The sequence below is a fragment of the Brevundimonas denitrificans genome, assembly GCF_030160755.1.
Taxonomy (GTDB): domain Bacteria; phylum Pseudomonadota; class Alphaproteobacteria; order Caulobacterales; family Caulobacteraceae; genus Brevundimonas; species Brevundimonas denitrificans.
In genome coordinates this window covers 1-25706 of sequence record NZ_BSOY01000043.1, presented here as the reverse complement: position 1 = coordinate 25706, position 25706 = coordinate 1, and the positions used below count along the sequence as shown (strand labels likewise).

At 68.6% G+C, this 25706-nt stretch carries 28 protein-coding genes; 11 read left to right on the top strand and 17 right to left on the bottom strand.

Going from position 1 to position 25706, the window contains the following annotated elements; all coding sequences use genetic code 11:
* Nucleotides 1–161 (top strand): DUF8200 family protein (locus QQJ79_RS16080; RefSeq protein WP_431307593.1); only part of this gene is annotated, 161 nt, incomplete at its 5' end.
* A gap of 84 nt (nucleotides 162–245) precedes the next feature.
* Here the strand turns inward: QQJ79_RS16080 and gltX are convergent.
* The 4 genes from gltX to QQJ79_RS10100 form a co-directional block, all read right to left on the bottom strand.
* Nucleotides 246–1580, bottom strand: a complete 1335-nt coding sequence (gltX, locus tag QQJ79_RS10115; protein ID WP_284222806.1) for a glutamate--tRNA ligase — start codon at nucleotides 1578–1580, stop codon at nucleotides 246–248.
* Nucleotides 1581–1636: 56 nt separating this feature from the next.
* Nucleotides 1637–2491 carry an alpha/beta hydrolase gene (locus QQJ79_RS10110; RefSeq protein WP_284222805.1) on the bottom strand — a complete coding sequence of 285 codons (855 nt, stop codon included), beginning with the start codon at nucleotides 2489–2491 and terminating at the stop codon, nucleotides 1637–1639.
* A gap of 37 nt (nucleotides 2492–2528) precedes the next feature.
* Entirely contained in the window at nucleotides 2529–2960 is a 432-nt protein-coding gene (gene dksA / locus QQJ79_RS10105) for an RNA polymerase-binding protein DksA (RefSeq protein ID WP_284222804.1), read from the bottom strand.
* A 185-nt stretch (nucleotides 2961–3145) separates the two neighbouring features.
* The gene (locus QQJ79_RS10100; RefSeq protein WP_284222803.1) at nucleotides 3146–3571 is read right to left on the bottom strand and encodes a flagellar assembly protein FliX; all 426 of its coding nucleotides are present in this window, start codon (nucleotides 3569–3571) and stop codon (nucleotides 3146–3148) included.
* Nucleotides 3572–3754: 183 nt separating this feature from the next.
* Here QQJ79_RS10100 and QQJ79_RS10095 point away from each other — a divergent pair, with 183 nt between their 5' ends.
* The 4 genes from QQJ79_RS10095 to QQJ79_RS10080 all read left to right on the top strand — a co-directional run bounded on the left by QQJ79_RS10095 (nucleotide 3755) and on the right by QQJ79_RS10080 (nucleotide 7234).
* Entirely contained in the window at nucleotides 3755–4861 is a 1107-nt protein-coding gene (locus QQJ79_RS10095) for a flagellar basal body P-ring protein FlgI (protein WP_284222802.1), read from the top strand.
* The gene (locus QQJ79_RS10090) at nucleotides 4861–5157 is read left to right on the top strand and encodes a rod-binding protein (RefSeq protein ID WP_284222801.1); all 297 of its coding nucleotides are present in this window, start codon (nucleotides 4861–4863) and stop codon (nucleotides 5155–5157) included. The genes QQJ79_RS10095 and QQJ79_RS10090 overlap by 1 nt, the downstream gene beginning before the upstream one ends.
* Complete coding sequence (locus tag QQJ79_RS10085; protein ID WP_284222800.1) at nucleotides 5154–5597, top strand: flagellar basal-body protein FlbY; 444 nt, start codon at nucleotides 5154–5156, stop codon at nucleotides 5595–5597. Before QQJ79_RS10090 ends, QQJ79_RS10085 begins: the two co-directional genes overlap by 4 nt.
* Before the next feature lie 65 nt (nucleotides 5598–5662).
* Nucleotides 5663–7234 (top strand): EAL domain-containing protein, encoded by a 1572-nt coding sequence (locus QQJ79_RS10080; protein ID WP_284222799.1) that lies wholly within the window; start codon nucleotides 5663–5665, stop codon nucleotides 7232–7234.
* On the opposite strand, the gene QQJ79_RS10075 is transcribed toward QQJ79_RS10080, so the two are convergent.
* Both QQJ79_RS10075 and QQJ79_RS10070 read right to left on the bottom strand, forming a co-directional pair.
* Nucleotides 7129–8802 (bottom strand): ABC-F family ATP-binding cassette domain-containing protein, encoded by a 1674-nt coding sequence (locus tag QQJ79_RS10075; RefSeq protein WP_284222798.1) that lies wholly within the window; start codon nucleotides 8800–8802, stop codon nucleotides 7129–7131. The genes QQJ79_RS10080 and QQJ79_RS10075 overlap by 106 nt on opposite strands.
* Nucleotides 8768–8905, bottom strand: coding sequence for a hypothetical protein (locus QQJ79_RS10070; RefSeq protein ID WP_284222797.1), 138 nt, complete (start codon nucleotides 8903–8905; stop codon nucleotides 8768–8770). The genes QQJ79_RS10075 and QQJ79_RS10070 overlap by 35 nt, the downstream gene beginning before the upstream one ends.
* 126 nt (nucleotides 8906–9031) lie before the next feature.
* Between QQJ79_RS10070 and QQJ79_RS10065 the strand changes: the two genes are divergently transcribed.
* Together QQJ79_RS10065 and QQJ79_RS10060 are read left to right on the top strand one after the other, a co-directional pair.
* A complete protein-coding gene (locus tag QQJ79_RS10065; RefSeq protein WP_284222796.1) occupies nucleotides 9032–9472 on the top strand; it encodes a hypothetical protein in 441 nt (146 codons plus the stop codon).
* Nucleotides 9473–9513: 41 nt separating this feature from the next.
* Complete coding sequence (locus QQJ79_RS10060; RefSeq protein ID WP_284222795.1) at nucleotides 9514–9996, top strand: group III truncated hemoglobin; 483 nt, start codon at nucleotides 9514–9516, stop codon at nucleotides 9994–9996.
* Nucleotides 9997–10013: 17 nt separating this feature from the next.
* On the opposite strand, the gene QQJ79_RS10055 is transcribed toward QQJ79_RS10060, so the two are convergent.
* Nucleotides 10014–10817, bottom strand: a complete 804-nt coding sequence (locus QQJ79_RS10055) for a hypothetical protein (protein WP_284222794.1) — start codon at nucleotides 10815–10817, stop codon at nucleotides 10014–10016.
* A gap of 188 nt (nucleotides 10818–11005) precedes the next feature.
* On the opposite strand from QQJ79_RS10055, the gene uvrA reads away from it, so the two are divergent.
* Nucleotides 11006–13912: an excinuclease ABC subunit UvrA gene (uvrA, locus tag QQJ79_RS10050; protein ID WP_284222793.1), complete on the top strand. Its 2907-nt coding sequence runs from the start codon at nucleotides 11006–11008 to the stop codon at nucleotides 13910–13912.
* Between the two features lie 4 nt (nucleotides 13913–13916).
* Here uvrA and QQJ79_RS10045 read toward each other — a convergent pair whose 3' ends face one another.
* The 3 genes from QQJ79_RS10045 to QQJ79_RS10035 form a co-directional block, all read right to left on the bottom strand.
* Nucleotides 13917–14867, bottom strand: coding sequence for a CPBP family intramembrane glutamic endopeptidase (locus QQJ79_RS10045; RefSeq protein ID WP_284222792.1), 951 nt, complete (start codon nucleotides 14865–14867; stop codon nucleotides 13917–13919).
* Nucleotides 14868–15012: 145 nt separating this feature from the next.
* Nucleotides 15013–15849 carry a hypothetical protein gene (locus tag QQJ79_RS10040; protein WP_284222791.1) on the bottom strand — a complete coding sequence of 279 codons (837 nt, stop codon included), beginning with the start codon at nucleotides 15847–15849 and terminating at the stop codon, nucleotides 15013–15015.
* Nucleotides 15850–15974: 125 nt separating this feature from the next.
* Complete coding sequence (locus QQJ79_RS10035) at nucleotides 15975–16907, bottom strand: hypothetical protein (protein ID WP_284222790.1); 933 nt, start codon at nucleotides 16905–16907, stop codon at nucleotides 15975–15977.
* Nucleotides 16908–16970: 63 nt separating this feature from the next.
* Here QQJ79_RS10035 and trmFO point away from each other — a divergent pair, with 63 nt between their 5' ends.
* From trmFO to QQJ79_RS10020, 3 genes are read left to right on the top strand one after another with little or no spacing between them, the layout of a single operon-like run.
* A complete protein-coding gene (gene trmFO / locus QQJ79_RS10030) occupies nucleotides 16971–18401 on the top strand; it encodes a methylenetetrahydrofolate--tRNA-(uracil(54)-C(5))-methyltransferase (FADH(2)-oxidizing) TrmFO (RefSeq protein ID WP_284222789.1) in 1431 nt (476 codons plus the stop codon).
* Between the two features lie 14 nt (nucleotides 18402–18415).
* Complete coding sequence (locus tag QQJ79_RS10025) at nucleotides 18416–19309, top strand: endonuclease/exonuclease/phosphatase family protein (RefSeq protein WP_284222788.1); 894 nt, start codon at nucleotides 18416–18418, stop codon at nucleotides 19307–19309.
* Nucleotides 19306–20190, top strand: a complete 885-nt coding sequence (locus QQJ79_RS10020; protein WP_284222787.1) for an oxygenase MpaB family protein — start codon at nucleotides 19306–19308, stop codon at nucleotides 20188–20190. Before QQJ79_RS10025 ends, QQJ79_RS10020 begins: the two co-directional genes overlap by 4 nt.
* A gap of 3 nt (nucleotides 20191–20193) precedes the next feature.
* Here the strand turns inward: QQJ79_RS10020 and QQJ79_RS10015 are convergent, their stop codons facing one another.
* The 7 genes from QQJ79_RS10015 to QQJ79_RS09985 all read right to left on the bottom strand — a co-directional run.
* Entirely contained in the window at nucleotides 20194–20709 is a 516-nt protein-coding gene (locus QQJ79_RS10015; RefSeq protein WP_284222786.1) for a nuclear transport factor 2 family protein, read from the bottom strand.
* A gap of 78 nt (nucleotides 20710–20787) precedes the next feature.
* Nucleotides 20788–21438 (bottom strand): squalene/phytoene synthase family protein, encoded by a 651-nt coding sequence (locus QQJ79_RS10010; RefSeq protein ID WP_284222785.1) that lies wholly within the window; start codon nucleotides 21436–21438, stop codon nucleotides 20788–20790.
* Nucleotides 21431–22048 carry a urate hydroxylase PuuD gene (locus QQJ79_RS10005; protein WP_284222784.1) on the bottom strand — a complete coding sequence of 206 codons (618 nt, stop codon included), beginning with the start codon at nucleotides 22046–22048 and terminating at the stop codon, nucleotides 21431–21433. The genes QQJ79_RS10010 and QQJ79_RS10005 overlap by 8 nt, the downstream gene beginning before the upstream one ends.
* Nucleotides 22049–22240: 192 nt before the next feature.
* A complete protein-coding gene (gene secF / locus QQJ79_RS10000) occupies nucleotides 22241–23245 on the bottom strand; it encodes a protein translocase subunit SecF (protein WP_284222783.1) in 1005 nt (334 codons plus the stop codon).
* 8 nt (nucleotides 23246–23253) lie between these two features.
* The gene (secD, locus tag QQJ79_RS09995; protein WP_284222782.1) at nucleotides 23254–24846 is read right to left on the bottom strand and encodes a protein translocase subunit SecD; all 1593 of its coding nucleotides are present in this window, start codon (nucleotides 24844–24846) and stop codon (nucleotides 23254–23256) included.
* A gap of 30 nt (nucleotides 24847–24876) precedes the next feature.
* Nucleotides 24877–25182 carry a preprotein translocase subunit YajC gene (gene yajC / locus QQJ79_RS09990; RefSeq protein WP_284222807.1) on the bottom strand — a complete coding sequence of 102 codons (306 nt, stop codon included), beginning with the start codon at nucleotides 25180–25182 and terminating at the stop codon, nucleotides 24877–24879.
* A 128-nt stretch (nucleotides 25183–25310) separates the two neighbouring features.
* On the bottom strand, nucleotides 25311–25706 hold a 396-nt coding region (locus QQJ79_RS09985), incomplete at its 5' end, for a murein hydrolase activator EnvC family protein (protein WP_284222781.1).

Here is a 25706-nt window from a genome sequence, read left to right as displayed (position 1 = left end):
CCTGGCGCTGCGACGGCGCGACCTGCACCGCCAGCGGCGGCGCCAACCAGCCCGCGACCCGCGCCTGCCGCCGCGTCGTGGCGCGTTTCGGCGCCGTGTCGTCCTTCAGCTACAAGGGCGTCGCCCTGTCGGCTGAACAGATCGCGGCCTGCAACGCCTGATCGCTTTCAGGCCCCGAAACGACAAAGGCCGCCCCTAGCAGGGCGGCCTTTTTATTGGCGCCGGGCCTTGAAGGCGCAGCAGCCTCAGGCCGTCTCGCCGCCCAGCCGCTTCACGATCCGCTCGCGACCGATCATCGGCGCCAGCGTCGCCATGTCCGGGCCATGCGCCTGACCGGTGATCATCATCCGCAGCGGCATGAACAGGGCCTTGCCCTTGGCGCCGGTGGCCTCCTTCACCGCCGCCGTCCAGACCGGCCACAGGGTCTCGTCGAACATCTCCGGCAGGACCGCGAGCGCCGCCGCCGCAAAGGCCGGGTCCTCGATCACCGGCGTCACCGGTCCGCGCACGATCGCCGCCATTTCAATGATATCTCTGAACTTCTGAAGGTTGCCTCGCACCCCGTTCCAGAAGGTCTCGCCCAGGTCGGCGTCCAGTTCGGCCAGTCGCGGCCGCGCCGTCGCATAGTCCATCCCGTGCAGCGCCTGGGCGTTCAGCCGGTCGAGATCGGCCGTGTCGTAGCGCGCCGGCGACCGGCCCATTTTCGAGAACGAGAAGCCGGCGCCGAGGGCCTCGATCGAGGCCCCGACTTCCAGCGGGTCGGAGGTCCCTATCCGGCCCAGATGGCTGGTGATGGCGATCGGCTCATAGCCCTGGTCGCGCATCTCGGCGATCGACAGCGACCCCAGCCGCTTGGACAGGGCCTGACCGTCCGCGCCGACCAGCAGCGGCATATGGGCGAACGCCGGCGTCGGCCCGCCCAGGGCCTCGAAGATCTCGATCTGCGCCCCGGTGTTGGTGACGTGGTCCTCGCCGCGGATCACATGGGTGATGGCCATGTCGATGTCGTCGACGACCGACGGCAGGGTGTAAAGGAACAGGCCGTCCTCGCGGATCAGCACCGGGTCGGACATCGAGGTGGTGTCCACCTCGGCATGCCCGCGCGCCAGATCCTCCCAGGCGACGCGGCGGCCGTCGAGCTTGAAGCGCCAGTGCGGCTTGCGCCCCTCGGCCTCATAGGCCGCCTTCTCCGCCTCCGTCAGCGCCAGGGCGGCGCGGTCGTAGATCGGCGGCAGGCCGCGTGACAGCTGCACCTTGCGACGCCGGTCCAGCTCCTCCGAGGTGTCGTAGCAGGCGTACAGCCGCCCGGCCGCCTTCAGGCGCGCGGCGGCCTCTTCATAGCGGTCGAACCGCTTGGACTGGTTGTAGCGTTCGTCCCAGACCAGACCCAGCCAGGTCAGGTCGTCCTCGATCCCCTGTTCGAATTCCGGCGTCGAGCGCGCCAGATCGGTGTCGTCGATGCGCAGAACAAAGCTGCCGCCCTGCCCCTTGGCGAACATCCAGTTGACCAGGGCGGTGCGGACATTGCCGACGTGCAGCCTACCCGTCGGCGACGGGGCGAAACGGACCTTGACGGACATGGGTGGAAACAGACCTCGAATGGGAGGCGGCTAGGTCGCGCTCCCTTGCGGCCAAGTCAAGGCGAGGCGTCCGTGTCGAACAGCCTGTGCAGGCCCAGACGGTAGGCGTCCGGAGCATTGGCCGCATGGGTTCCGCCCTCGATCCGCTCTCCGAACAGCCGCCATGGACGCTCCGGGCGGGCCTGCCAGACCGACAGCCAGCGCGCCGCCCCAACCTGCAGGTTCGGCCGGTCGCGCGTGCCGCTGGTCACGACCAGCGTCAGGTCGCGGCGCGTGGCGGGCGCGGCCGGCTCCAGCAGCGACTCGATGCCGGGCGTGATGGAGGGATTGCTCGCGATCCGCCCCCAGAACAGGTCGGGATCGGTCACCGCCGAGTACAGCACGAAGGCCCCGCCCCGCGACTGGCCGAACAGCACGCGCCGCGCGCCGTCGGAACGATGCCGTCGCTCGATCTCGGGGATCAGCTCCGTCTTGAGGAAGCGCTGGAAGGCCGCCGCGCCGGCCGCGTCCGGCGCCACGCCTGCGCCCGGCGACTGAAAGTCGATGTGTCGCTTGTTCACAGCCGGATCGAAGCCGCCATAGGCGATGCCCACCACGATCGCCTCGGGCAGGCGGTCGTCATAGGTCAGGAACAGATGGTTGGCCGCCAGGATCGGGAACAGCGAGTCGCCGTCAGTCAGATAGACCGTCGGATACGGCGTCGCGGCCGCGGCATCGTAGCCTTCGGGAAGGCGGACATGGATGTGATAGGTCCGCCCCGTCTCGGCGGAGTGGATCGGAAAATACTCGCCTCTCAGGGCGGGCAGGAAGTCCAGCGGTGATGCGGCGGCGAGCGGCTCGGTTCGGACGGCCGCGCATCCCCCGGTTCCGGACAGGACGGCCAGCAGACAAAGCGCGGTCCCGATCCGCATTCATCCCTCGAAGGCTTCGACCGGAACGAGCCGGTCTTCAGTCGTCCCGGTGCACCCGTTCACGACGCTCGTGACGCTCCTGGGCCTCGACCGACAGCGTCGCCGTGGGCCGGGCCTCCAGCCGTCCGAGGCTGATCGGCTCGCCGGTCTCCTCGCAATAGCCGTAGGAGCCGTCCTCGATGCGGCGCAGCGCTTCGTCGATCTTGGAGATCAGCTTGCGCTGGCGGTCGCGGGTGCGCAGTTCCAGCGCCCGGTCGGATTCCGACGACGCCCTGTCGACCAGATCCGGATGATTCTCCGTCTCGGCCTTCAGATTGACGACAGTCCCCTTGGACTCGCGAAGGATGTCTTCCTTCCAGTCCAACAGCTTGCCCTTGAAATAGGCCAGCTGCCGCTCGTTCATGAACGGCTCGTCGTCGGACGGCCTGTACGCGGCCGGGTCGACGATCACAGACGCCAATGCGGTCATAATCGCACTCACGGTCTTTAACAGCGCCCCCCTGTGGCGCAGCCCTGCCTATAGGGAGGACGAAGAGTCGCGGCAACAACACTCGCGCGAGCGTGAACGGTGAAGCTGAGACTCCGTGCGCGACCGTGACATTTCTTCATCACTCGATGCTCGCCGACCCTGCTTTTTCAAATGATTTCGGAGACTTATGCTGCACTGCGGCGTAAATCGGCCTTGGCCAGCTCTACCGCGGCGCGCAGATCGATCTGATCCAGCAGGTTGTTAAGCCCCTCGTCGGCATCAACCGGACGTTCCTCGCGGAGCGTCCGCGTCAGCCGGTCCAGCGCCCCCTCGCCCGCCTCGCCCGTCAGCAGGGCCAGTTTCAGTTCTTCCAGCCGGTCCAGCAGGCCCCCGCCGCGTCGAATCGCCCGCCGTCGACGTTCGGTGACGTCCTCGACACCCTGCAGCGCCATCAGGGCCGAGACATCGGTCACGGCGGACGGCGCGGAGGCCGAGGTCGTGGCGGTTGCGCCCGCCGCCGAACCGGCGGACGGCACGGAAAAGCCGCCGCTGGCGCGCGCGGCGCGTGGCCCTTGGGCCGAGGACGGACCGGACGGGCCTGTAACCTTCATGGCATGCGACTCCAGCACATGCCGGACCATCGTCGGCGCCGCGTCACCGTTTGGTTAACGGCCCGGCAGTTTCTGCCGCGATCGCCCGGTCCGAAAAACTCACTTCCGCTGATTTTGCTCCGCTTTTCACCTGGCACGCCGCTGGCATGACACGAGGCGCAACAGTTCGTGGACGCCCCGCCTATGCAGAAACTGCTCGCTACCCTCCTGACCGCCGCCGCCCTGGCCGGATTGGCGACTCCGGCCCTGGCCCAGTCGCGGATCAAGGACATCGCCGCGGTCGAGGGCGTCCGTTCCAACCAGCTGGTCGGCTACGGCCTCGTCGTCGGGCTGAACGGCACGGGCGACAGCCTGCGCAACTGCCCCTTCACCCGCCAGTCGCTGGAGGGCATGACCGAGCGTCTCGGCGTCAACATCCGGGGCGCCAACGCCAACTCCAAGAACATGGCCGCCATCATGGTGACCGCGGAACTGCCGCCGTTCGCCACGCCGGGCGCCCGCATCGACGTCAATGTCTCCTCGATGTGCGACGCCAAGAGCCTGCTGGGCGGGACCCTGCTGGTCACCAGCCTGCAGGGCGCCGACGGTCAGGTCTATGCGGTCGCCCAGGGTTCGGTCCAGACGGGCGCGGTTTCGGGCGGCGGCGCCTCGGGCTCCTCGGTCACCCGCGGTGTCCCCACCGCCGGCCGCATCGCCTCGGGGGCCACGGTCGAGCGTGAGACCGGCTTCCACCTCGCCAATATGACCGAGGTCCGCCTGACCCTGCGCAATCCCGACTTCACCACGGCCCAGCGCATGGCCGCCGCCATCAACCAGGTCTATCCGAACACCGCCCTGGCCGAGAACGGCACCGTCGTCGCCCTGCGCGCGCCGGGCCAGATGGGCATGGCCGGCTTCATCAGCCGGGTCGAGAACCTCGAGGTCCAGGTCGACTCCCCGGCCCGCGTCATCATCGACGAGGTCAACGGCGTCATCGTCATGGGCGACGCGGTCCGCGTCTCCACCGTCGCCATCGCCCAGGGCAATCTGACCATCTCGGTCCAGGAAAGCCCCTACGCCAGCCAGCCCACGCCCTTCAGCCGCGGCGGTGAAACCGTCGTCCTTCCCCAGACCGACGTCGCGGTCGAGGAAGAGCTGGGCCGCCAGATGCGGATCGTCGGCGGCGGGACCTCGCTGTCCACCCTGGTCAACGGCCTCAACGCCCTCGGCGTCAGCCCGCGCGACATGATCAGCATCCTGCAGGCCATCAAGGCCGCCGGCGCCCTCCAGGCCGAAATCGAGGTGATGTGATGAGCGACCCGATCGTCTCCCCCGCCACCCTGCCCCCGGCCGCGGCGCCGGCCGTCGCCACCGCCCGCATGCGCGAGACCGCCGAGGCGTTCGAGGCCTCCTTCCTGTCCCAGATGCTCAAGCCGATGTTCGAAGGCCTTTCGACCGAGGCCCCCTTCGGCGGCGGCGAGGCCGAGGGGACCTGGCGCGGCTTCCTGGTCGACGCCATGGCCAAACAGGCCGTTCGCGGCGGCGGCATCGGCCTGGCCGATCAGGTCGTGGCCGAGATGCTGAGAATGCAGGAGCAGGGACAATGACCGACGCCGCCACGCTGAACGCCACCGCCCGTGTCCGCCAGCTGATCGACCTGACCACCCGGCTCACCGCGCGACTGACCGAGGAATCCCGCGTTTTCGAATCCCATCGGCCCCATGACGCCGCCGCCGCCCTGGCCGGCACCCAGGATCTCGCCAACGTCTACCGCCGCGAGTCGGCCCAGCTGAAGGCCAATCCCGCCTCGGTCGCCGCGGCCTCCGTCGCCGACAAGACCGCCCTGATCCGCGCCACCGAAGCCTTTGAAGCCGTGCTCTCGCGCCACGCCCGCGCCGTCGAGGCCGCGCGCATCGTGTCGGAAGGCCTGGTCAGGACCATCGCCGCCGAAGTCGCCGGCCAGCGCGGCAGCCCCTCGGCCTACGGCGCCTCAGGCAAGGCCAACGCCGGCGACGGCCGCGCCGTGGCCTTCAACCGCCAGGCCTGACCACGCCGTTAATCGTCTTCGTCGAACCCGGATTCATATCCGTCGGGTAACCGGTAGACATGACAATGAAATCGCGCCTGCTCGGCATGGCCTTCGCTGCAGCTGACACCCTGCTTGAACTCGACGCCGACGGCCGGGTGGATATGGCGCTCGGCGCCGGCCCCTGTCCGCGCGGCGCCACCGCCGAGACGTGGTGCGGGGTCCTGCTGAAGGACCTTGTCGGCAAGGCCGGCCAGAAGCCGCTGGCCGACGCGCTGGCGGCGATCCGGCCCAATGTCAGGCCCGCCCCGATCGACGCCCTGGTCGTCTGCGACCCGGATCGCGTCCGCCGGGCCCGGCTGCGCCTGTTCCAGCTCCCGGACCTGGCGCCGGCTGTGTCCTGCGCCATCACCTATGACGGCGCGCCCTTCACCCTCGAAATCCCGGACGCCCCGAACCTGCTTGGCGTCGACGGCCTGCTGTCGCTTGTCCGGGGCTCGCTCCTTGAGCCAGGCGGAGATGTGGCGGTCGCCTTCGTCGACGTGCCGGGGCTGGCGGTCGCGGATGACGCGCATCAACGCGCCGCCGCGCGGGTCGCCGCCGTATTGCAGGCCTGTTCCATCGACGGGTCCTCGGCCGCGCGCCTGGCGCCGGACCGCTTCGCCCTGGTCCGCGCCTCGGACAGCCAGGCGGATATCGCGACCGAAGTCCGCGACGCCGCCGCCGCCGAGGGACTCGATCTCGCCGTCCGCGCCCGGCAAGCCGCCCTGTCGGGCGTCGCTCCCGTCGAACCGACGGTGCGCGCCCTGAGGTTCGCCCTGGAAGCCTGCATCAAGGAGGGTGGCGCCGACGGCGCCGCCGCCTTCTCGGACAGTCTCAGGCGAACCCTCAAGGAGGCCGACCGCTTCCGCGCCATGGTCCAGACGCGCGACTTTTCGCTGCAGTATCAGCCCATCGTGGACCTCGCGACCGGCGTCACCCATCATTTCGAAGCCCTCGCCCGTTTCGGATCCCGCGGTCCCGCCGACTCCATCCGTCTCGCCGAGGAACTGGGCCTGATCGAGGGCTTCGACCTCGCCGTGGCCGAAAAGGCCCTGCAGCAACTGCGTCGGCCCGGCTTCGGCCTGACGCGGATCGCGGTCAATGTGTCGGGCGCCTCCCTTGGCTCGAACGCTTACGTCGACGGCCTCCTGCGTCTCACAGCCGCCGCCCCGGACATCCGCAACCGGATCCTGATCGAGGTCACCGAGACCGCGGCTGTGGCCGACATCGAGGCCGCCGCCCGACGTCTGACCGCCCTGCGAAAGGCCGGCGTCCGGGTCTGTCTCGATGATTTCGGCGTCGGCGCCGCCTCCCTGGACTATCTGCACCGCCTGCCGGCCGACACGGTCAAGATCGACGGCCGGTTCATGCGCGACATCGGCGCCGACCAGCGGGCGCGCGATCTCGTCGCGCATCTGGTCGACCTTTGCGCCGACCTGAAGATGACCACCATCGCCGAGATGATCGAGACCGAGGAACAGGCGACCGCCATCCGGGACCTTGGCGTCGGCTATGGACAGGGCTGGCTGTTCGGACGCCCGGCGGCGGAGCCTGTCACCGCCGCGCCTAAGCCGGTCGCCGTGCGCCGCCGCGGCGCTGTGGCCAGCTGGGGCTGACCAAGGGCCAGGGTCCTTCCCACGCCGATCGCCGCGAGGAAGTCGGCGTCGTGGCTGACCACGACCAAGGCCCCGTCCCAGGCGGCCAGCGCCGTCTCGACCGCGGCGAGGGAGTCGAGATCGAGGTGATTGGTCGGCTCGTCCAGGATCAGCAGCTGCGGCGGCCGCGCGCCCGTCATGACGCAGGCGAGGGCCGCCCTCAGGCGCTCACCGCCTGACAGGGTCCCGACCACGCGCCGCGCTCCCCTATTGCGGAACAGGAACCGCGCCAGCGCGGCCGGCGCCTCGTTCGATGTCGCCTCGGGATTGAGCCGGCGATAGGCCTCGATCAGCGTCTCGTCCGGCTGCAGCAGGACCGTCCCCTGATCCAGAAACGCCGCCGACGCCGGTCGCTCGATCCGTCCCGCCGTGGGTTCGAGGTCTCCGGCCATGAGCCGCAACAGGGTCGTCTTCCCTGCGCCGTTGGGACCCGTGACCGCCACCCGTTCCGACCCGGTCAGCTTCAGCGACTCCGGCCCCACGATCCGACGCCCGTCCGGCGCATCCCAGGCCGCCTCGTCCAGCGCCAGAACCGTCCGGCCCGCCGCCAGTCCCGTGGCCGGCAACGGAATGGCGAGCGTCCTGACCCGCTCGACCCGCTCCCGCGCGCCCGCCAGCGCGGATTCAGCCGCCGCCGCGCGCCGTTCGGCCAGCCTGTGTTCGCGCGCGCCGCTGTTCTCGGCCCGCTCCGCCATCGCCCCGAGCAGGATTTTCGGCTCCGACTTCCGCGCCGCGAACGCCCGTCCGGCCTTGTCCCGCCGCGCCTTCTTCTCGACCGCGCGCCGGGTCTCGCGCGCGACGCGCCCGGCCTCCCGTTCAGCCGCCTCCAGCCCGTGTTCCGCCGCCGCCCTCTCGGCCGCCTTGCGGTCGGCATAGAGGTCATACCCCCCGCCATAGGTCGCGGCGCCCAGGGATGACAGCTCCACGATCCGGTCCATCCCACGCAGCAGGCTCCGGTCATGGCTGACCACGACCGCTCCGCCCTTCCACCGCTCCAGCACGCCGGAGACGATGGCCCGGCCCTCCCGGTCAAGGTGGTTGGTGGGTTCGTCCAGCACCAGCATGTCAGGCGGGTCCAGCAGCAGGGCGGCCAGCCTGAGCCGCGTCTGCTCGCCCCCGCTCAACGACCCGGAGGGTCGGGCAGGATCAAGGCCGGGCAAACCGACCCCGGCCAGCGCCGTCGCGATGCGGTCTTCCAGGGTCCAGTCCGCCTCGGCCAGATCGTCGGCCGACCCTTCGCCGGCCAGCACGCGCGCGAGGATCGCCAAGCCGTCGCCCACGCCAAGAGCGTCCGCCACGGTTCCACCCTCCGGCGGCCCGACGACCTGTTCCAGAAATCCGATCCGGCCCCCGCGCAGGACGGCCCCGTCGGCCGCCTCGGTCAGGCCGGCTATCAGCCGCAGCAGGGTGGTCTTGCCCACGCCGTTGCGGCCGACCACGCCGGTGCGTTCACGCCCGAAGGCGAGGCTCAGGTCGGAGAATAGGGTGTGGCCGTCAGGCGTGCGGGCCGCGACGCGATCGAGCGTCACGAGTGCGGATGCGGACGGGCTTGGGGCGAGGCTGGAAGATGACATAGGCGAGCACGAGCAGCGGAGCGGAAAGGGCGAAACCGATTTCCAGGGCGCTGATCATGATCGTCGAACTCCAGTGACACTCACTCGAAGCCGGCAAGATGCGGTCGAACCGCCTGTCTGGCAAGCTGTTTCGGCAATGGCGCCGCTGACAGGACCGTGAGAACCTGCCGTTACAGGAGAGATCATGCGCCGCATCCCGTCCGCCGCCGCCGTCATTCTGCTGGTCGCCCTGACCGCCTGCGCCCATGCGCCCGAGGCCGCGCCCGTCGCTCCCGACTACACGCCGATCGCCGGCGAACCGGCCCCGCCCAACGCCCGCTACTTCGCCGACTGCATCGGCCAGGCCGCCGCGCGCGGTGAATTCCGCCGGGCCGCAGACGGCGGCGGCGACGAACTGATCCTGTTCACCTGCACCGGCGCGCCGGCCCGCGCTTTCTACGACGCTCTCGGTCTGTGGAGCGTCCGGCTGGGCACGGGCTTCCTGCATGAAGGCCGCTCCTATCGCTCGACTGCGAAGGTCGTCGCCAACATGTTCGGCGTCGACTCCTGCTCCGTGGACGCCTCCAACGCCGACCATCGCTGCGTCATCAGCTTCAACGCCGGCGATTTCCTCGACGGCGATTAGCCGCAATGGCGGACCGGTGTCCGGCCGCCTAGTGTGTGCGGGTGACCCTGTCCGCTGATCCCGAAACCCGCCGCGAGGCCATTGTCCGCCGGATCGAGGCCGAGACCGGCATCGACGCGCCCATGATCGCCCGCCTGGTCGACGCCTTCTATGACCGCGTCCGCGCCGATCCCCTGCTCGGCCCCGTCTTCGCCGACCGGATCGCCGACTGGGGCCCGCATCTTGAGCAGATGCGCCTGTTCTGGTCGTCCGTGGCCCTGATGAGCGGCGCCTATCACGGGCGGCCGATGCCCAAACACCTGCCCCTGCCGGTGGACGCCCGCCATTTCGACCGCTGGCTGGAGCTGTTCGAGGCCACCGCCGCCGAGGTCTGTCCGCCCGCCGCCGCCGCCCATTTCATCGAGCGCGCCCGCCGCATCGCCGAGAGTCTGGAACTGGGCATCGCCGGGGCCAACGGCGTCCTGCTGCGCAAGGGCGAACGCTATCTGCGGCCGACCGACACGTGGACGCCGCCGGAGGCCTGACGGGACGGGGCCGCGTTCTAGCTGCCGGGAGCCTCCGGACCAGGATCGTCGAGAGAGACCTCAGGCCGGACCTTGGCGACCTTGGGCCTGGGCCGGTTCTTCCCCAGAGCCCAGAACAGGATCGCCGGAATCGGAATGCCAACCGTGAAGATCCACGGGGCGAAGGCGCCTCCCGCCTTCAGGAAGGCCGCCCCCAGCAGGTTGAAGGCGATGGGCAGGAAGGACCACCCGCCCGTGGACCAGTTCAGTGAGAAGGCCGTAATGCTGAACAGCGAAAGGACGGCCCAACCCCAGCGACGACGGAAAAGGGCGGTTCCGGTCGTCGCCACGATGAACAGCGGGATGATCACAAGCCCGGCCAGCACCAGATAGTGAACGACCGACTTGCCGGCCAGCGTAAACCCGGCGGCCTCCACCTCCGCCCGCGTTCCGCCGTTGAAGTGAAATCCGGCGACCAGCCAACGACCGTCAGCGGCCTTGACCATCAGCGTCTGGGTGACGATCACATGCTCCGGGAAGGCGTATTCGCGGGCCAGCGTATACTGCTCGCCATCCGTCCCCGCCTGATGCGTCCAAGACACCGTTCGGCCTTCCGGCGGTTCGACTCGCGGAAGAACCGACCGCATCTGGACGACCTGGGCCGGCAGTTCGGGCGTCGCCATTTGGGGAGCCCCCTGGGCCCGAAGCCCCTCAGTGTCGCCGGCGATGACCTGCTGCAGGACCCGGTCTGACTGTGCCTCCCGCGCCGGATCGGCTTTCAGCCCCGAACAGGCCGCCAGCAGGAGGGCGCATGCAAGGACAACGCCCTGGAGAAACTTCATCGATCCACCCCCGACTGACGTCGCCACCAGACCACGTCCCGACCGGCCCGCGCAACCAAGGGTCGCTCGCAGCGTGATGTTCCTACATTGTTCTTGCTGAATCCCGCGAATTGATCCCCATATAGCGGCGTCGCGCCGGACCCTCCCCGGCCCTGTCGCGTTCCCGGACTCCCAAGCCTTCAGGCCCCATGACCGAAAAGCACAATTTCATCCGCGTGCGCGGCGCCCGCGAGCACAATCTCAAGGGCGTCGATCTCGACATCCCGCGCGAGCAGCTCGTGGTCATGACCGGCCTGTCGGGCTCGGGCAAAAGCTCGCTCGCCTTCGACACCATCTATGCCGAGGGCCAGCGCCGCTATGTCGAAAGCCTGAGCGCCTACGCCCGCCAGTTCCTGGAGTTGATGGGCAAGCCTGACGTCGATCTGATCGAGGGCCTGTCGCCGGCCATCTCGATCGAACAGAAGACCACCTCGAAGAACCCGCGCTCCACCGTCGGCACGGTGACCGAGATCCACGACTACATGCGCCTGCTGTGGGCGCGGGTCGGCGTGCCCTATTCACCCGCCACCGGCCTGCCGATCGAGAGCCAGACCATCTCCATGATGGTCGACAAGCTGAACGCCCTGCCCGAGGGCGAGCGGCTGATGCTGCTGGCCCCGGTCGTGCGCGGCCGCAAGGGCGAGTACCGCAAGGAAATGGCCGAGTGGCAGCGCGCGGGGTTCCAGCGCGTCAAGATCGACGGCGAATTCTACGCCATCGAGGACGCCCCGACGCTCGACAAGAAGTTCAAGCACGACATCGACATCGTCGTGGACCGGATCGTCACCAAGGCCGGGCTGGAAAGCCGCTACGCCGACAGCCTGCAGACCGCGCTCGGCCTCGCCGACGGCATCGCCGTGGCCGAATGGGCCAGCATCGCCGAGGGCGAGACCGCCCCGCGCCGCCTGACCTTCTCCGAGAAATTCGCCTGCCCGGTCTCCGGCTTCACCATCTCGGAGATCGAGCCCCGGCTGTTCTCGTTCAACAACCCCTTCGGCGCCTGTCCGGCCTGCGACGGCCTGGGGATCAAACTGGCCTTCGACGCGGATCTGGTCATCCCCGACCGCGACAAGACCCTGCACAAGGGCGCCGTCGCGCCGTGGTCACGCGGCCCTTCGCCCCTCTACACCCAGACCCTGCAGTCGCTCAGCCGCCACTACGGCTTCTCGATGGACGTGGCGTGGCGCGACCTGCCGGAGCAGGCCCAGACCGTGATCCTGCGCGGCACCGGGTCCGAGAAGATCAAATTCACCTATGACGACAACGCCCGCAAATACGAGGTCTCCAAGGCCTTCGAGGGCGTGCTGCCGAACCTCGAGCGCCGCTGGCGCGAGACGGACTCGTCCTGGGTGCGCGAGGAACTGGGCCGCTTCCAGTCCGAGACCCCGTGCGAGGTCTGCCTCGGCAAACGCCTCAAGCCCGAGGCGCTGGCGGTCAAGGTCGCGGCGACCGACATCGCCGAGGTCTCCTGGCTGTCGATCAAACACGCCCACGAGTGGTTCACCGCCCTCGAGGGCAAGCTGACCGACAAGCAGATGGAGATCGGCCGCCGCATCCTGAAGGAGATCACCGACCGGCTGCGCTTCCTCAACAATGTCGGCCTCGACTATCTCAGCCTGTCGCGCGCCTCGGGCACCCTGTCCGGCGGCGAAAGCCAGCGCATCCGGCTGGCCTCGCAAATCGGCTCGGGCCTGACCGGCGTGCTCTACGTCCTCGACGAGCCCTCCATCGGCCTGCACCAGCGCGACAACAGCCGACTGCTCGAAAGCCTGCGCGGCCTTCGCGACCTCGGCAACTCCGTCCTCGTCGTCGAGCACGATGAAGAGGCCATCCTGACCGCCGACTACGTCATCGACATGGGCCCGGCCGCCGGCATTCACGGCGGCGAGGTCTGCGCCCAGGGCACGCCCGCCGAGGTCATGGCCAACGGGAACTCCCTGACCGCCAAATACCTGACCGGCGAGCGCGAGATCGAACTGCCCGCCGAAGGCCGCCGCCCGATCGACCGCAAGAAGATGCTGAGGATCAGCGGCGCCACCGGCAACAATCTGAAGAACGTCACCGGCGAAATTCCCGGCGGCGTCTTCACCTGCATCACCGGCGTGTCCGGCGGCGGCAAGTCGACCTTCACCATCGAGACCCTCTACAAGGCCGCCGCCCGCCGGCTGCACAACGCCTCGGACGCCCCCGCCTCCTTCGACCGCATCGAGGGGCTGGAGATGTTCGACAAGGTCATCGACATCGACCAGTCGCCCATCGGCCGCACCCCGCGCTCGAACCCGGCCACCTACACCGGCGCCTTCGGCCCGATCCGCGACTGGTACGCCGGCCTGCCCGAGTCAAAGGCCCGCGGCTACGGCCCCGGCCGCTTCTCTTTCAACGTCAAGGGCGGGCGTTGCGAGGCCTGCCAGGGCGACGGCCTGATCAAGATCGAGATGCATTTCCTGCCCGACGTCTACGTCACCTGCGACGTCTGCAAGGGCAAACGCTACAACCGCGAAACGCTGGAAATCGTCTTCAAGGGCAAGTCGATCAGCGATGTTCTCGACATGACGGTCGAGGAGGCCGCCTCCTTCTTCAAGGCCGTGCCGTCGATCCGCGACAAGATGCTGACCCTGAACCGCGTCGGCCTCGGCTACGTCCAGGTCGGCCAATCCGCCACCACTCTCTCGGGCGGCGAGGCGCAGCGGGTCAAACTGTCCAAGGAGCTGTCGAAGCGGGCGACGGGCAAGACCCTCTACATCCTCGACGAGCCGACTACGGGCCTGCATTTCGAGGACACGCGCAAACTGCTGGAGGTGCTGCAGGAGCTGGTCGACAACGGCAATACCATCGTGGTGATCGAGCACAATCTCGACGTCATCAAGGTAGCCGACTGGCTGCTCGACTTCGGCCCCGAGGGCGGCGACGGCGGCGGCGAGATCGTCGCGGTCGGCACCCCCGAACAGGTCGCCGCCAATCCGAAAAGCTGGACCGGCAAGTACCTCAAGGAGATTCTCGACCGCCACGAAACCCGCCGCAAGGCGCGGGTGGCGGCGCTCAGAAAGAGCGCCTGACGGGTCAGGCCGGCTCGGCCACGGCCTCCGGAGCGGCCTCGACGCCGTAACCGCGGGTACGTCCACGCAGGGCCAGCACGACCGTGCCGACCAGCAGCACTGCCGTTGTCACCAGGCTGGCCTCAGGTCCGAAGCTCGCGCCGGTCAGCCACCACGCCGCATCCGGCGCCGCCGTCAGGTCGGTGATCAGGGGCAGGTTGTCGATCTTCATCCCGGACACCTCCAGCCCGAAGCCGAGGCCCAGCAGCCAGTTCCACGCCGCATGCCAGCCGCAGACGCCCCACAGCGAACCCTCGCGCACGGCGTAGAGGCTGATGAACAGGCCGAACAGGACGATGTTGGCCAGGCCGACATACAGCTCATTCGACGGTTCGATATTGCCCGCATGCGCGAGGGCGAACAGGGCCGAGTTGGCGACGACGGCGATCCACAGACCGTGCCGCGAGGCGATCAGTTGCATCAGCCAGCCCCGGAACAGCAGCTCCTCCGACGAGCCCTGGATGATGAAGCCCAGCATCAGCACGCCGATGGGCAGCAGGGCCGCGCCGACGGCGGTCGAGCCGAACGCCCCCGTCCCCTCGACCACATAGCCCCCGGCCAGCCAGATGATCCCGACCACGCCGCCCAGAAAGGCCAACCCGATCAGATAGCCCCGGACAAAGCGCAGCGGCCCCTTCGCGTTCAGGCCGAGCGTGTTCGGCCCGCGCCGTTCGAACAGCCAGGCCCAGAGCAGGACCAGCACGGACCCCAGGCCGAAGGCCGCGACCAGTTCATAGGCCATCTGCGGCCAGCCGTCGGAACCGCCGCCCGGCGTGACGAAGCCTGTCGCAATGGCCGGCAGGAACGCCCCCACCTGACCGCCGACCATGAAGACCATGCCCAGCACGATCGCGGCGATCGTCCACGTCCGCCGATGCCTCCGCTTGCGCTCGGCGTACAGTTCAATGCCGGTCATGCGGCGCTCCTTGTGAGGGGTCAGCGGACAGGGGTCCGTCCGGGCATGAGGCGTCGACGGCGGCGAATGGATGCGCCCGGCGCAAGATTTGGCTCGAAGCGGAATACGGGCGACGGCCGGATGGGCCCACCACCCGTCCCACCCGCTAGTCGGACGCGCCGCCCTTCATGTCGCGGTAGGCGGCCGAAAACGGCGCATAGACCACCGCGACCTGCAACGCCGACATGACCGCATTGATCAGGATCCAGGCGGCGATCGCCGGCCAGGCCGACTGGAGAATGACCTGGAGGCTTTCGTCTTCCAGACCTTCCAGCGCCATCATCCCGCCGCCCGTCGCCATTTGGAGCGGCATGGCCACCAACGACCCCAGCAGGCCGACGACGATGCTCATGACCCACGCCAGCAGCGCCATGCCCAGCAGGGGCCAGAAGCGGCCCTTGGTGAAGGCGAAGGAATCGAAGATGGCGATGCGCCGTTCGGCCATGGTGATCGGGATCGCGAGGCTCAGCCGCACGGCCAGCCAGATGCACACCCCGACAGCGGCCAGGATGAGCAGCACCACCAGCAGCCACAGGGCCGGCGTTTCCGACGCGACCGTCATCCCGATCACCGCGCCGATGATCCCGCTCGTCACGACCATCAGCACCATGAAGACGAGGAACAGAACCACCGACACGACCAGCACCCGGAATTCGTCCATGCCGAGCCGGAGATAGCCGAAGGCGCTCTCCCCGGGCCGCAGCACCGAGCGCGCGACGGCCGCATAGATCATGGCGCTGGCGATGAGGCTGAGCGGCAGCAGGACCGCGAACAGCATGCCCATCATCTGGAACAGGGGCGCGAAATCCTCCATCGTCGGGGTCGCGCCGGACTGCTCGAGCTGTTCGGTCGCCGAAATGAAACCGATCAGGTTCGGCCCCATCACGGCGAAGGCCGCGACCATGATCACCGCATAGAAAAGGGCCCAGAAAATCAGGGCCATGGGGTGTCGACGCACCACCCTGAACCCCTCGAACGCCGCATCTGTCGCTGAAAACGCCATCGAATCCTCCCGCCCGAATATCGGGCCAGTCTAGTTCATCCCGCTCGCCGTGCGAACGGCCCGTGTCAGTGAGCGTCGTCCGCCGGCGGCGCAGCCTGGGCGGCCAGCTGCCGGCAGGCCGAGGCGAAGGGGGCTATCCCGAGGGTGAGCAGGCCGCCGTAGAGGGCCGAGACGATCAGGCCGCCGATGGTGACCCACGGCCAGTTGGCGACGAACAGCGACTGCAGCCCCGCAATCGGATCATCCTCGATGGCCGCATGAATCTGCGACCAGTCCATCCCGCCGGCCGCGACCCCCATGACGGCCGCTCCGATGCCGAAGACGATCATTTCCACGACGATGATGATCAGCAGGATCAGCAGCATCATGCCGAACAGCGCGCCGGTCCGGCCGCGGCCCAGCTTCCAGCCCTCCTCGAAGGCGAAGGTCCGATGCAGGACGCTGGCCGGCGCGATCAGGCTGACCCGCGCCGCGCCCAGCCAGATCGCGAGAATCAGGCCGATGCACAGGACGGCGATGATCAGCCAGTTGAACGGCTCGCCGAGACCCCAGATGGCGAACCCGATGCCGACCCCGAGCAGGACCAGGATCAGCAGCAGCAGGTAGAAGGCGACGATGATGGCCACCCCGACGACCGCGACCCTCAGTTCGTCCATCCCCAGCCGCAGGGAGAAGAACGACGTCTCGCGGGGCCGCACGACCGCCCGCATGACCGCCGTATAGACGATCACCGTCAGGACCAGCTGCACCAGGTTCAGCAGCGAGGACACGCCCTGCACCTGCATCATGTCGCCCATCATCGCGTCGTGGATTTGCTCCTGGTTGGCCCCCTCCGAAGCAATGGAGGCGAACACCTCGCCCATCATCGGCAGGATCAACGCCACGCTCGCCACCGAGGGCGCCACCAGCAGCAGACCCCAGACGAACACCGACAACGGACGTCGCCGGATGAGGCTGAACGCCTCGCCGATCGCCGTCCCGATTGAAAATCGCGCCATGTCAGCCTCCCCAAGCCCAAGGCCAAGCTAGCCCCTTTCCTCCGCCCCCGCTAGAAGCCGCCCATGACGGACATTCTGAAGCCTATCCACGTCGTCGGCGGCGGCCTCGCCGGCTCGGAAGCCGCCTGGCAGATCGCCTCGGCGGGCGTGCCCGTGATCCTGCACGAGATGCGCGGCGTGCCGGGCGTGAAGACCGACGCCCATCACACCGACGGACTGGCCGAACTGGTCTGTTCCAACTCCTTCCGCTCCGACGACTGGGAGCACAACGCCGTCGGCCTGCTGCACGCCGAGATGCGGGCGCTCGATTCCATCATCATGAGCTGCGGCGACGCCCACCAGGTCCCCGCCGGCGGCGCCCTCGCCGTCGACCGCGACGGCTTCTCGCAGGCGGTTACGGCGAAGCTCGAGGCCCACCCCATGGTCACCATCGTCCGCGAGGAGATCGCCGGCCTGCCGCCCGAGGCCGATGAGACCAATGGCTGGGACAATGTCATCGTCGCCACCGGCCCCCTGACCTCCCCCGCCCTCGCCGCCGCCATTCTCGAGCTGACCGGCGAGGACGCCCTCAGCTTCTTCGACGCCATCGCCCCCATCGTCCACGCCGACAGCATCGATTTCGACATCGCCTGGCGCCAGTCGCGCTACGACAAGGAAGGCCCGGGCGGCGACGCCGCCGCCTACGTCAACTGCCCGATGGACAAGGCCCAGTACGAGGCCTTCATCGACGCCCTCCTCAGCGGCCCCAAGGCCGAGTTCAAGGAGTGGGAGAACGTGCCCTATTTCGACGGCTGCCTGCCGATCGAGGTCATGGCCGAGCGCGGCCGCGAAACCCTGCGCCACGGTCCGATGAAGCCCGTCGGCCTGACCAACCCCCGCGACCCCCAGGTCAAGTCATACGCCATCGTCCAGCTGCGTCAGGACAATGCGCTCGGCACCCTGTTCAACATGGTCGGCTTCCAGACCAAGCTGAAACACGGCGCCCAGGCCGAGGTCTTCCGCATGATCCCCGGCCTTCAGGACGCCCAGTTCGCCCGTCTCGGCGGCCTGCACCGCAACACCTTCCTGAACTCGCCGAAACTGCTGGACCGCCAGCTGCGCCTGAAGGCCATGCCGCGCCTGCGCTTCGCCGGCCAGGTCACCGGCGTCGAGGGCTATGTCGAGAGCGCCGCCATGGGCCTGCTGACCGGCCGCCTGGCCGCCGCCGAACGACTGGGTCGCCCGCTCGAGGCGCCGCCCGTCCACACCGCCATGGGCGCCCTGGTCGAACATATCACCGGCGGCCACCTCGACGGCCCCGGCGGCATCTCCAGATTCCAGCCGATGAACATCAACTACGGCCTGCTGCCGCCGCTCGAGGCGCCCAAGGTCGACGAGGCCGGGGTCAAGATTCCGATGAAGGAGCGCGGCCGGGCCAAGAAGCGGCTGATGAGCATGCGGGCGCTCGAGGCGCTGAAGGCTTGGCGGGACGCATCGCCTCTCCCGCATCGATGACGCCGGCGAAAGACATGTTCTGGATTACAGGCGCGATCATCCTGCTGGCGGCATTGCCGGCCCTGTTGAACGTCAGGATGGCGCCGCTGGAACTGCTCGCCAACCTGCGGCCCCAGGTCATCGTGCTCGTCATTGCGTTCGGCCTGGCCGCCGTCACGGTCGGTCGCTACGTCCCCGCCGTCGTGGCGGCCCTGGTCGTGGCGGCCCTTCTGGCGACTACGCCGGAGCTGTTCTCGAAAGGTCCGGCGCCTGTAACGCGACCGGCGCTGACTGTGGTGTGGTGCAACGTCTTCAGGACGGCCGGCGTGGTGGATCGACTCGCCGTCCTTGCCCGCAAGGAAGCCGCCGACATCATCATCCTCGCGGAACCGCCGGCGGATCAGGCGAGAACGCGTCGGGCCCTGTCGGACTACCCCTTCGTCTACGGCGCTGTGGACCCCGCCGAGCATGGCGCCGTGGTGTTCAGCCGCAACGCGCTGATAGAGCGGCCTGGACCGGATTTGCCCGAAGGCGTCTACCCGGTCTCCATCGTCGAAACAGGCGGGATCCGGATCATCGCCATGCACCCGCCGGTGGCCGTGACGCCCGCCCGTCTCCGCGCGAGCGACCTCATGATGGCCGCCGCGGTTCAGGAAGCGAAGGCGAGCCCGACCCTCGTCATCGGCGACATGAACGCCACGCCGTGGTCGGACCGTCTGAGAATTCTCTCATCAAAGTTGGATCGCATTTCGCCGGCCCTCAGCTCGACGTGGTTCTCATCGCTGCCGGTGCTGGGTCTGCCCATCGACCATGCCTTCGTGACCTCCGACCTCCGCGCCTCCGCCAGGGTCGGCCCCGGCGTTGGATCGGATCACCTGCCGCTCATCATCTCGATAGCGCGAGACCGCGGGCCGAACTTCGCGCCATGAGCCCGCTGACCGAACCGGCCAAGGTCGCCATCCGCCGCCGCATCACCGAGCTGTTCAACGACGCCTCCAAGGGCGAGCGGCCGATCCTGCGCCGCGCCGACGCCCTGTTCGCGACCGATTCCGTCGCCTGGCGGGTCAATGGCGACATCGTCACCATGATGATCGGCGGCGTCTCCGGCCTGCTGCTGCAGATGCTGCACCCGGCGGTGCTGGCCGGCGTCTGGGACCATTCGGACTTCCGTTCCGACATGCACGGACGGCTGCGGCGCACAGCCAAATTCATTGCCGTCACCACCTATGACCACGCCGAACAGGGGATCGCCGCGATCGATCGGGTGCGGGGCATCCACGACCGGATCGGCGGCGTCCTGCCGGACGGAACGCCCTATCGCGTCAGCGACCCCGCCCTGCTGGCCTGGGTCCATGTCACTGAGGCGATCAGCTTCCTCAACGCCTGGATCCGCTACGCTGAGCCGGAAATGCCGCTGGCTGATCAGGACCGGTATTTCGCCGAGATGGCGCTGGTCGCCGAGCGGCTCGGCGCCGACCCTGTTCCCCGCGATCGGGCCTCGGCCGAAGCCCTGATCCAGTCGATGCGGTCCGGCCTGCGCGCCGACGCCCGCACCCGCGAGGTGGCGCAGCTAGTGCTCAACCAGTCGGTCGGCGCGGCGCTCACCGACGCCGCCTCGGCTGTGATCATGCAGGCGGGCGTCGATCTCCTGCCCGACTGGGCCCGGACGATGCACGGCCTCAGGACGCCGCCGGTCCCCGTGGTCCGCGCCGGCGCCCGTGCCCTGGCCCGCACCCTCGGCTGGGCCTACGCCGGCTCGCCCAACCATGAGGTCTGGCCCGCCGGGGTGACCGTCTGGCCGCGCGGCTGACGGTCAATCCGGCGTCGTGACGTCCACCCACTGCGCCGTGTCGGTGTACTGCTGGAAGCGGGTGATCTTGCCGCCCGAGACGGTGAAGACATGGGCGAACTGCGCGTCCAGCGCCTCGCCGGTGGCCTGGTTGGTCCCGGAGTAGCGCCCCAGCGCCACGACCCGGTCGCCGCTGGCCACAAAGGTGACGGGCGTCACCGTAAATCCCGTGTACTCGGCGCCGATGCGGCCGAAGACGCCCTCGAACACCGCGCCTGGACCATTGTAGGGATTGCGGTCGGCATAGGGGTGGCCCTCGGCCTCCATCCAGACCAGATCAGGGGCCAGCAGACCGCCGATCGTGGCGCCGTCATTCGCCGCGAAGGCCCGGTACAGGCTCTCGACCGCGGCCTGGTTGGCGGCGTCGCCGGCGGGGTCCGCGCTCATCGCAGGCCGCGCCGTTTCGGCCGCCGCGATCATCGGAACGCCCAGGGCGCCGGCGGCCGTCAGGGCCGCGATCAGGATGGTGCGAACAGTCATGGGATCCCCCGGGGTCCACCGATCAACGATCTTCGGAACCTGCACCGTTTCCGGACGGGGGTCGATATCTTTCCCGCGTCAGAGGCGCCCGCGGAGGGAGGCGACGACCAGCCGCAACCGTTTGACGAACTCGGGCGCGTCGGGCCGCGTCAATGCGGCGGCCGCCACCGCCGGAAAGGCGTGCACGGGCAGGCCGGCAAGCGCCCGGTTGGCGGACGCCTTCAAGGCCTTCGCCTGATCCGCCTGCCCGGTCTGAACCAACCCGCGCACCCGCCCCGCCTCGATCACCGCCCCGTCAAACCCCGGTCCCGCCAGCACCCGCGCCGCCGCCTGCATCGGGCCGACATAGAAGGCGTCCAGATCGTGCGGCTCGCCGTGCACCCGGCCGATATGGGCCTCGATCAGGGCGTCGAACGGCGCGCGGTCCAGCCCGTGACGCGCCACGACGTCGGTCAGGGCCTCCAGCACGGGATGGCCCTTGCGAGCGATGCCGGCGAAGACGCCGTCCAGCTGTTCGCGCCACCAGACAAAGCGCATCTCGGCCAGCATCGGCTGGGTGACCCGGGTCGGGATGGCCATCAGCTCGGCCTCGAAGGCATAGAGGGCGATCAGGTCCGCGCGCAGCCGCGCATCGGCCACGAACCGGCTGGACAGCCACCGGTCGATGTCGGCGGCGCGAACCTGGGCGTCGAGCGTGTCGCCCCGAAACTCGGAAGACCGGTCAGCCAAACAGGGTCTGGTACATCGCCATCGAGGTCAGCATCGGCAGCGACAGCAACAGGTTGGTGCGGCTGGCCAGCATGGCGACCCGCGCCGCCTTCGCCTTCACATCATCCCCCGCGGGCACGATGCCGAGCGCGCGCTTCTGGTTCGGCCAGATGATGCCCCAGACATTGAGGAACATGATGATGGCCAGCCAGATGCCGATCCCCATCAGGGTGAAGCCCTTCTGGTCCTCCGTCAGCCCCTGGGCCAGGCCGAAGGTCATCACCTCGGCGGCATAGGCGTGGCCGCGCGCCAGCATGACGCCGATTCCCGCCAGCACCGTCACCAGCGCCGACCAGCGGAACCAGAACAGGGCCTCGGGCGCGATATGTTTGCCGACGGCGGGCTTCAGCTCGGCCGGAATATTGGGCATGACCCGGATCTGGACGAAGTTGAAATAGTACAGCAGGCCGATCCACAGGATGCCGGCCGCGACGTGCGCCCAGCGCAGGACCGCCTGCCAGAAGGCCTCGCCAAAACCGCCCGACACCTGGCCGAAGGCGAGGATCATCACCCCAGCCAGCGCGATGCTCAGCAGGATGGTGGTGCGAAAGTTCGACAGCAGCTTGCCCATGGTCCGCCCCTCCCCGGGCGCGATTCGATAGAGGTGGACTGTAGACCCGGTGTCGCCGTCGGCCAACGGCGCAGTGGCCAGTGGCTAGTGGTCAGTGATTGCAGCGCGACTGTCAGCGGAAGGGCGGCGCGGACCGCGCCTGCGCACAGGCGTCGGCCAATCACCAACCACTGACCACTAACCACTCGCGGCCTACGGCCGCGACGCCATCCCCAGCTTGATCGGCTTGGCTTCCTCGTCCTTGGCCCCGCGCTTGACGCCCCACAGGAGCAGGACCGGCGCTGCGACATAGACCGAGGAATAGGTGCCGACCACGATGCCGAAAATCAGGGCGATGGCGAACGGCTGCAGCGGTCCGCCGCCCAGCACCGCCAGTACGCCAAGGGCGAACAGAGCCGTCACCCCGGTCATGATCGTCCGGGACAGGGTTTCGTTGATCGACAGATCGATGATTTCGCCCAACGGCATCTTCTTGAACTTGCGCAGGTTCTCGCGAATGCGGTCATAGACGACGACCGTATCGTTCATCGAATAGCCGATCACGGTCAGGACCGAGGCAACAGCCGTCAAGCTGAACTCCATCCCGGTCACCGCGAACAGGCCGAAGGTCAGGATCACGTCGTGCAAGAGGCCGATCATGGCCCCGAGCCCGAACTGCCATTCGAACCTGAACCAGATGTAGACCATCATCATGCCGATCGCGACGGCCAGCGCCAGGACGCCATTCGTCAGCAGTTCGCCTGAAACCGCCGCCCCGACCGCCTCGGTGCGGGTGAACTCCACCTGCGGTCCCAGGTCCGCGGACAGCGCCGCCTTGGCCCGGTTGATCGTGTCGGCTGCGCTGACGCCTTCAATGTTCCCGAACTTGGCCATCGCGTGATAACGCCCGGTCGGATCCGTGCCCGGCACGGAATAGCTCTGGACCTGCGCGTCCGGTACGCCCAGGCCGTTCAGGCTGGCCCGGATCTCGGCGAGATCGACGGGCTCGGGCCGGGTCGACATCTCGATCAGATTGCCGCCCAGGAAGTCGACGCCGCAGGTCAGGCCGCCGCATTTGTTGTCGGCCGGGTAGATGGTGAGAAAGACCGACGCGATCACAGCCAGGATCGACAGCCCGCCGAACAGCCGGGCGTATTTGACGAACCGGAAATTCGTCTTGATCGGCAGAAGTTTGATGAGGGGCCAGAATTTCGACATGGGCGACCTCACGACGCGATCGGCAGGGATTTGGGCCGCCGCAGGCGGAGCCAGACGACCAGCAGCACCTGGGTGACCAGGACCGCGGTGAAGACCGAAGTCACCACCCCGATCGACAGGGTCCAGGCGAAGCCGCGCACGGGCCCCGCGCCGAACCAGAACATGATCAGCGCGGCCAGGATGGTGGTCAGGTTGGCGTCGATGATGGTCACCATGGCGCGGTTGAAGCCGGCGTCCATGGCCGCGATCGGCGAGCGCCCGGCGTTGGCCTCGTCCCGCATCCGTTCATAGATCAGCACGTTGGCGTCCACCGCCATGGCGAGGGTCAGGATCAGGCCGGCGATGCCGGGCAGGGTCAGGGTGGCGCCGGTCATCGACATCGCCCCGATGATCAGCAGGCCGTTCAGGAGCAGGGCGATCACCGAGATGCCGCCAAACAGGCCGCCGTAGGACAGCACCATGAAGACCAGCACGCCGGCGAAGGCGATCAGGGTCGCCAACTGCCCCGCCCGCACGGCGTCGGCGCCCAGAGAGGCCGTCACGCTGCGGCGTTCCTCGACGGACAGCGGCGCCGGCAGCGAACCGCCGTTCAGCAGGTTCACCAGCTCCGAGGCCGAGGCGATGGTGAAACTGCCCTCGATGATGCCGCTGCCGCCGGTGATGGCGCTGTTGATGCGCGGGGCCGAGATCACCTTGCCGTCCAGGATGATGGCGAAGGGCCGGCCGATATTGTTCGCCGTGGTCTCGCCAAAGCGCCGCGCGCCCTGGCCGTCGAAGCGGAAGCCGATGGCCGGCTGGTTGCTCTGGTCGGTGGTGACATTGGCGGCGACCAGGTTCTCGCCCGAGACGATGACCCGGCGCTTGACCAGATAGGGCGTGACGCCGTCCTCGCCCATCAGCAGTTCAGCGTCGGGCGGCACCGCCCCGGCCAGGGCTTCCTGGACCGAATTCTCGACATCGACCATCTGGAAGGTCAGCTGCGCCGTCTGGCCGATGACCCGCTCCAGCTGGGTCGGATCGCTCTCGCCCGGCGCCTGGACCACGATCCGCTCGGCGCCCTGACGGGTGATGGACGGCTCGCGGGTGCCGAGGCTGTCGATGCGGCGGCGCACCACCTCGATCGACTGGTCCACGGCGGTCGGCCCCATGGCCGTGATGGCGGCGTCGGTGAAGGCGTAGCGGATGCGGTTGTCGCCCTGCCGGGTCACGGTCCGGTCCGAGGCCACGGCCATTCCCCCGCCCAGCAGGGTGCGCATGGCGGTGACGGCCGGCTCCATCTGCACGGGGTTGCTCAGGGTGATCACCACCCCGTTGCCGTCGCGGACGATGCCGGCCACGGCGACCTGGGCTTCCGACAGCGTCTGGCGGGCGTCCTCGTTGAGGTTGGCGATCCGCTTGTCGCGCATGGCCGAAACATCCACCTGCAGCAGCAGGTACGACCCGCCCTGCAGGTCCAGGCCCAGGTTCAGGGTCGGCTTGGGCAGCCATCCCGGAAGGGATTCGCGCTGCGCCGGCGTCAGGGCATTGGCGTAGGAGAACAGCAGCCCGAACACGAGCGACAGGGCGAGAAGGATGACCTTCCAGCGTGACATCTGAACCATGTGGGCGTTCCCGGACCTTTCAGGACGGTGTCAGGACTTGGCGATGGTCTTGGTGTCGTTGGCGGCCACCGCGGTGCGGTCGCGCACCTGGGTGATCATCTGCTTGACCACGGCGACGTTCACGCCCTGGGCGATCTCGACCATGGCCTGGTCGGCCTCGACGCGGGTGACCTTGCCGATCATGCCGTTGGACAGGACCACCGTGTCGCCGCGCTTGAGGCCGGCGACCAGCGCCTGATGAGCCTTCATCGCCTTCTGCTGCGGACGGATCAGCATGAAGTAGAACAGGATGATCACGGGGACGAAGAAGATCAGGGTGCCGAACGGCCCCGCCATAAGTTCCGTCACGATAGTCTCCGCAGCCGTCTGGGACCGCGCCAGGCGGCCCTTGAAAATGAGGCGCGGAAACTAGGGTGCGCCGTCACACTTTGCAACGCGACGTGTGTTCGCCGCGTCGCTTTGCGCTATCGCGGCAACACGGTCAGCGGATCGACGGCCACCGGCTGGTCGCCGCGCATCCGCCAGGTCTCGAAATGGATCGAGGGCCGTCCGTCGCCCGCGGTGTTTCCGACCGTGCCGATCTGCTGGCCCGCGCGGATGTCGTCGCCGTCCCGCACCACGGCCGTACCCAGGTGGCCGTAGACCGAGCGCCAGCCGTCGCGGTGGACCACCAGCACCGTCAACCCCTGCCCGGCCAGATCGTCGCCGACATAGCCGACCCGCCCGGCCGCCGCCGCGCGGACTTCCGTTCCCGCCGGCGCGCCGATGTTGACGCCGTTGTTGCGCTCGCCGAGGCCGACCGGCCCGAACCGCCGCAGGATGTCGCCGCGCACCGGCCAGTCCAGCCCGGCCGCCGGGGC

Coding starts and splice junctions, on each gene's coding strand:
- gltX (WP_284222806.1), bottom strand. CDS start 1,580: ATGTCCGTCAAGGTCCGTTTCGCCCCGTCGCCGACGGGTAGGCTGCAC.
- QQJ79_RS10110 (WP_284222805.1), bottom strand. CDS start 2,491: ATGCGGATCGGGACCGCGCTTTGTCTGCTGGCCGTCCTGTCCGGAACC.
- dksA (WP_284222804.1), bottom strand. CDS start 2,960: ATGACCGCATTGGCGTCTGTGATCGTCGACCCGGCCGCGTACAGGCCG.
- QQJ79_RS10100 (WP_284222803.1), bottom strand. CDS start 3,571: ATGAAGGTTACAGGCCCGTCCGGTCCGTCCTCGGCCCAAGGGCCACGC.
- QQJ79_RS10095 (WP_284222802.1), top strand. CDS start 3,755: ATGCAGAAACTGCTCGCTACCCTCCTGACCGCCGCCGCCCTGGCCGGA.
- QQJ79_RS10090 (WP_284222801.1), top strand. CDS start 4,861: ATGAGCGACCCGATCGTCTCCCCCGCCACCCTGCCCCCGGCCGCGGCG.
- QQJ79_RS10085 (WP_284222800.1), top strand. CDS start 5,154: ATGACCGACGCCGCCACGCTGAACGCCACCGCCCGTGTCCGCCAGCTG.
- QQJ79_RS10080 (WP_284222799.1), top strand. CDS start 5,663: ATGAAATCGCGCCTGCTCGGCATGGCCTTCGCTGCAGCTGACACCCTG.
- QQJ79_RS10070 (WP_284222797.1), bottom strand. CDS start 8,905: ATGATCAGCGCCCTGGAAATCGGTTTCGCCCTTTCCGCTCCGCTGCTC.
- QQJ79_RS10065 (WP_284222796.1), top strand. CDS start 9,032: ATGCGCCGCATCCCGTCCGCCGCCGCCGTCATTCTGCTGGTCGCCCTG.
- QQJ79_RS10055 (WP_284222794.1), bottom strand. CDS start 10,817: ATGAAGTTTCTCCAGGGCGTTGTCCTTGCATGCGCCCTCCTGCTGGCG.
- uvrA (WP_284222793.1), top strand. CDS start 11,006: ATGACCGAAAAGCACAATTTCATCCGCGTGCGCGGCGCCCGCGAGCAC.
- QQJ79_RS10045 (WP_284222792.1), bottom strand. CDS start 14,867: ATGACCGGCATTGAACTGTACGCCGAGCGCAAGCGGAGGCATCGGCGG.
- QQJ79_RS10040 (WP_284222791.1), bottom strand. CDS start 15,849: ATGGCCCTGATTTTCTGGGCCCTTTTCTATGCGGTGATCATGGTCGCG.
- QQJ79_RS10035 (WP_284222790.1), bottom strand. CDS start 16,907: ATGGCGCGATTTTCAATCGGGACGGCGATCGGCGAGGCGTTCAGCCTC.
- trmFO (WP_284222789.1), top strand. CDS start 16,971: ATGACGGACATTCTGAAGCCTATCCACGTCGTCGGCGGCGGCCTCGCC.
- QQJ79_RS10025 (WP_284222788.1), top strand. CDS start 18,416: ATGTTCTGGATTACAGGCGCGATCATCCTGCTGGCGGCATTGCCGGCC.
- QQJ79_RS10020 (WP_284222787.1), top strand. CDS start 19,306: ATGAGCCCGCTGACCGAACCGGCCAAGGTCGCCATCCGCCGCCGCATC.
- QQJ79_RS10015 (WP_284222786.1), bottom strand. CDS start 20,709: ATGACTGTTCGCACCATCCTGATCGCGGCCCTGACGGCCGCCGGCGCC.
- QQJ79_RS10005 (WP_284222784.1), bottom strand. CDS start 22,048: ATGGGCAAGCTGCTGTCGAACTTTCGCACCACCATCCTGCTGAGCATC.
- secF (WP_284222783.1), bottom strand. CDS start 23,245: ATGTCGAAATTCTGGCCCCTCATCAAACTTCTGCCGATCAAGACGAAT.
- secD (WP_284222782.1), bottom strand. CDS start 24,846: ATGGTTCAGATGTCACGCTGGAAGGTCATCCTTCTCGCCCTGTCGCTC.
- yajC (WP_284222807.1), bottom strand. CDS start 25,182: ATGGCGGGGCCGTTCGGCACCCTGATCTTCTTCGTCCCCGTGATCATC.